This window comes from Micromonospora sp. NPDC002411, assembly GCF_053592955.1.
Genome location: NZ_JBSFBM010000429.1, coordinates 1 through 4,946, shown reverse-complemented (window position 1 = coordinate 4,946; position 4,946 = coordinate 1). Strand labels below are relative to the sequence as shown.

General features: G+C 72.5%; 2 protein-coding genes. Both read right to left on the bottom strand.

Going from position 1 to position 4,946, the window contains the following annotated elements:
- Positions 1 to 2,238: type I polyketide synthase (locus ACWCO3_RS31435; RefSeq protein WP_450013516.1), on the bottom strand; the 2,238-nt coding region annotated here is incomplete at its 3' end.
- A 44-nt stretch (positions 2,239 to 2,282) separates the two neighbouring features.
- The coding region (locus ACWCO3_RS31430) for an SDR family NAD(P)-dependent oxidoreductase (protein WP_450013514.1) at positions 2,283 to 4,946 on the bottom strand (2,664 nt) is incomplete at its 5' end.

Here is a 4,946-nt window from a genome sequence, read left to right as displayed (position 1 = left end):
CTCAACGAGAACGCCGCGCTGTACTCGCCGAGCACGCCCCGCCCGTAGGTGACCATGTCGTGGCGCAGGTACGGCGGCGGCCAGGAACGCGTCCAGGTCCGCACCGGCCACCACCACACTGGTCGGACCGTTGACGACCGCGACACTGACACCCTCGGTCAACAGGGGTGTGACCAGGTCCAGGCCGGCGCTGACCGACACCATCCCGCCACTACCGGCGATCGCCAGCAGGGCCTGACTGCGCAGGGCGACGACCTTCGCGGCGTCACCCAGCGACAGCACCCCGGCCACACAGGCCGCCGCGATCTCACCCTGCGAATGACCGATCACCGCATCCGGCACCACACCCTTGGACCGCCACACCTCCGCCAGGGACACGTGCACCGCCCACAACACCGGCTGCACCACATCCACCCGCTCCAACGGATCGTCGGAGCGCAGCACGTCCAGGAGGTTCCAGTCCACGAACGGCGCCAGCGCCGCCGCACACTCCGCGATCCGAGCCGCGAACACCGGCTCGGCATCCAACAACCCGGCGGCCATACCCACCCACTGTGAACCCTGGCCCGGGAAGACGAACACCACACCCGCGTCCGGGTGGGCCGAGCCGGACACCACAGCGCTCGACGGCAACCCCTCAGCCAACGCCGCCAATCCCGCTCGGTGATCCGGGCCGAGCACGACCGCCCGGTGGTCGAAGACAGCACGCGACGACAGCGACGACGCCACCGACGAGGCATCCGCGTTCACGTCCGACAACCTGTCGGCCTGGTCGGCGATCGCCGTCGCGGTGCGCCCCGACAACAACCAGGGCGCGCCGGGATCCGTCGCGACCGACTCGGCCACAGGTATGACCGGCGGCTCCTCGATGATCACGTGGGCGTTGGTGCCGGACATGCCGAACGACGACACCCCGGCCCGACGTGGGCGCTCCCCCGCCGGCCACGGCCGGGCATCGGTGAGCAGCTCCACCGCACCGGTCGACCAGTCCACGTCCGACGTCGGCTCGTCGACGTGCAGGGTCCGCGGCATCGTCTCGTGCCGCATCGCGTGGACGACCTTGATGATCCCGGCGACACCGGCGGCAGCCTGCGCGTGGCCCATGTTCGACTTGATCGACCCGAGCCACAGCGGCTGGTCGGCGGGGCGCTCCTGGCCGTACGTGGCGAGCAGTGCCTGCGCCTCGATCGGGTCACCGAGGGTGGTGCCGGTGCCGTGCGCCTCCACCAGGTCGACCTCGGCCGTGGAGAGTCCGGCGGCGGCGAGCGCCTGGAGGATCACGCGTTCCTGGGCGGGTCCGTTGGGGGCGGTGAGTCCGTTCGAGGCGCCGTCCTGGTTGACAGCGGTTCCCCGTACCACGCCGAGCACCCGGTGGCCGTTGCGGACGGCGTCGGAGAGGCGCTCCACCAGCAGCATTCCCGCGCCCTCGGCCCAGCCGGTGCCGTCGGCCGCCGCGGCGAACGCCTTGCACCGGCCGTCACCGGCGAGGCCGCCCTGCCGGGAGAACTCGACGAACGTGCCGGGGGTGGCCATGACGACGGCGCCGCCGGCCAGCGCGAGGGAGCACTCACCGCGCCGCAGCGCCTGTGCGGCGAGGTGCAACGCGACGAGCGACGACGAGCAGGCCGTGTCGACGGTGACCGCCGGCCCTTCCAGGCCCAGTGCGTAAGCGACCCGTCCGGACGCCACGCTGGCCGCGTTGCCGGTGGCCAGGTAGCCGTCGAGGCCGTCGTCGGCCGCGCCCATCAGCAGTGTCGAGTAGTCGTGCGAGTTGGTGCCCGCGAACACGCCGGTACGCGACCCGGACAGCGACGCGGGGTCGATGCCGGCGCGTTCGATCGCCTCCCACGACACCTCCAGCAGGAGCCGCTGTTGCGGGTCCATGGCCAGGGCCTCACGCGGGCTGATCCCGAAGAACGCGGCGTCGAAGTCGGCGACGCCGTCGATGAATCCGCCCTGCGCGGTGTGCGAGGAGCCACGGTCGTCCGGGTCGCCGGCCAGGGCGGCGAGGTCCCAGCCGCGATCGTCGGGCAGCCCGGAGACCACGTCGGCGCCGTCGGCGACGATCCGCCACAGGTCCGCCGGGGTGGTGATACCGCCCGGGTACCGGCAGGCCATCCCGACGATCGCGATCGGCTCGCGGTCCGCGGCTTCGAGGTCGCGCACCTGGTCGCGGGTGCGCTGCAACTCGTTGATCACCTTTTTGAGGGATTCGCGCAGGCGTAGTTCGTCCGCCATCAGAACGCTCCTTGCTCGGGCCGGCGGGGGAAGGATGTCCGGCGTTACAGACCGAGGTCGTTGTCGACCAGGTCAAACAACTCGTCGTCGGAGGCGTCGGCGAGGGCGTCCGGGACGCCATCGGTGTCGGCCCCGCCGGTGTTCAGCTTCGCCAGCAGGCTCTGCAGGCGCAGGACGATGCGGGCTCGTCCGCTGTCGTCGACGTCCCGGCTGGTCAGCGCCAGTTCGAGCCGGTCGAGTTCGGCAGCGGTGGGCAGGACCGTCGCGGTGTCGGGCAGGAGCTCGTTCTTGAGGTACCGCGCGAGCACTGTCGCGGTGGGCCGGTCGAAGACCAGCGTGGCGGGCAGTTTCAGGCCGGTCTCCCGGCTCAGGTGGTTGCGGACCTCGACCGCGGCGAGGGAGTCGAAGCCGAGTTCCCGGAACGCCCGGGTCGGCGGGATGCTGTCGACCGAGGAGTGGCCGAGCACCGTCGCCGCGGCCGTGCGTACCAGGTCGAGCAAGTGCTTTTCCCGGTCCTGCTCGGGCAGGGCCGTGAGCTTGTCGCGCAGCGCCGCCACCGTGTCGGTGCCGCTCGCCGGGCCGTCGGCCTCCGCACCCGCCAGCGCGTCGCGAGCCTCCGGCAGGTCGGCGAGCAGCCCGCTGCGGCGGGCCATGGTGTACGCCGGGGTGAACTTCGCCCAGTCGACGTCGGCGACAGTGGTGGTGGCGTCGGTCCCGGCGACCGCCCGGGCCAGGGCCGCGATGGCCGCCTCCGGGTCGAGTGGCAGCAGACCGCGTCGGCGTAGGCGTTCCTCGACGGCGGGGTCGTCGGCCATGCCCGCCCCGGACCAGGGGCCCCAGGAGACGGCGGTGGCGGGAAGCCCGGTCGCACGCCGGTGCTCGGCGAGCGCGTCCAGGTAGGCGTTGGCGGCCGCGTAACCGCTCTGCCCGCCGCTGCCCCAGATTCCGGCGATCGAGGAGAACAGCACGAACGCGTCGAGGTCGTGGCCGGCGAGCAGGTCGTCGAGGTGGGCTGCGCCGTCCACCTTGACCCGGGTGACCGCCGCGAACTCTTCGGCGGTGCAGTCGTCGAGTGGGGTGGGGTGGTCGACCCCGGCCGCGTGCACGACGGCCCGCAGCGGTGTGGGTCCGGCGTGTACGTCGAGGAGCAGGTCGGCGACCGCGGACCGGTCGGTGACGTCGACCGCCGCGATGGTCACCCGGGCGCCGAGGCTCTGCAGTTCGGCGGAGAGCTCCGCGGCGCCGGGCGCGGCCGTTCCGCGCCGACTGGTCAGGACCAGGTGTTCCGCGCCGGACCGGGCCGCCCAGCGGGCGACGTGCGCTCCGAGACCACCCGTACCGCCGGTGATGAGGACGGTGCCGGCGGGCCGCCAGGAGGGGCCGTCGGTGTCGGCGGCGATGCGGACGAGGCGACGCCCGTGCGAACCGTTACGCCGGATGGCTACCTGGTCCTCGTTGCCGGCGGCGAGCACGGAGGCCAGGTCACCGGCGGTGCGCTCGTCGATGTGTTCGGGCAGGTCGACGAGCCCGCCCCAGCGTCGGGGGTGGTCGAGGGCGACGGCCCGGCCGAAGCCCCAGACGGTCGCCTGGGACGGCCGGCGCAGCGGGTCGTCCCGGTCAACGGTGACGGCGCCTCGGGTGAGGCACCAGAGCGGTGCGCCCGCGCCGCCGCTGTCGCCGAGTGCCTGTAGCAGGCGCAGCGTCGACAGCGCGGGGTCACCTCCGTCGCTGTCGTGCAGGGCCTGGAGGAAGACGACACCGGCCAGGTCGGGGGTCTCCGAGACGATCTGCCAGAGCTGGTCGGTGAGCACGCCACGGTCGGTGGTGGTGTCGTCGACTGTCGTGGTGATGACGTTCGCGCCGTGCTCCTCCAGCGCGGTCTGTACCCATCGGGTGTCGTCGCTGGGCGACACCAGCAGCCAGGTGCCGGTGAGGGCCGGTGCCGGGTCGGACGGGAACGGCTTCCAGGTGACCCGGTACCGCCAGGTGCTGAGGGTGTCGTGCTGCCTGCTCCGGTGCCGCCAGGTGGAGAGGACCGGCAGGGCGGCGTCGAGCACCTCGCGGGCGGCGCTGTCGAGGTCGCCGGCGATCAGGTCGAGGTCGGCGCGTTCGACGGCGTCCCAGAAGCGGACGTCGGCGGGTTGTGGGCCGGTGGCGGCGGGCCGCACGGTGTCCGGCCAGTACCGCTCGTGCTGGAAGGAGTAGGTGGGCAGGTCGACGCGCCGTGCGCCGGGGTAGCAGGGTGTCCAGTCGACAGCGACGCCGCGCACGTAGGCCTGCGCGAGGGCGGTGAGCAGCGTGGTCGGTTGGTCCCGGTCAGAGCGTTGCAGGGGTACGAACACCGCGTCAGCGGCGCAGTCGGCGCCCATCGCGGAGAGGACCCCGTCGGGGCCGATCTCCACGAACGTGCTGACACCGAAACCTTCCAGTGTGGTGATCCCGTCGGCGAACCGGACCGCCTCGCGCACGTGCCCCACCCAGTACGCCGCGTCCTGTGCTTCGGCGACCTGCCCGGTCAGGTTCGACACGACAGGGATGCGCGGCGACTCGTACGTCAGCGTCGCCGCAACCGAGGCGAACTCGGCCAGCATCGGCTCCATCAGCACCGAGTGGAACGCGTGACTGACCCGCAACTGCTTCGACTTCTCGAAGTGCGCCGCGACGGCGGTAACGTCGTCGGCCACACCGGAGAGCACGATCGAGCGGGG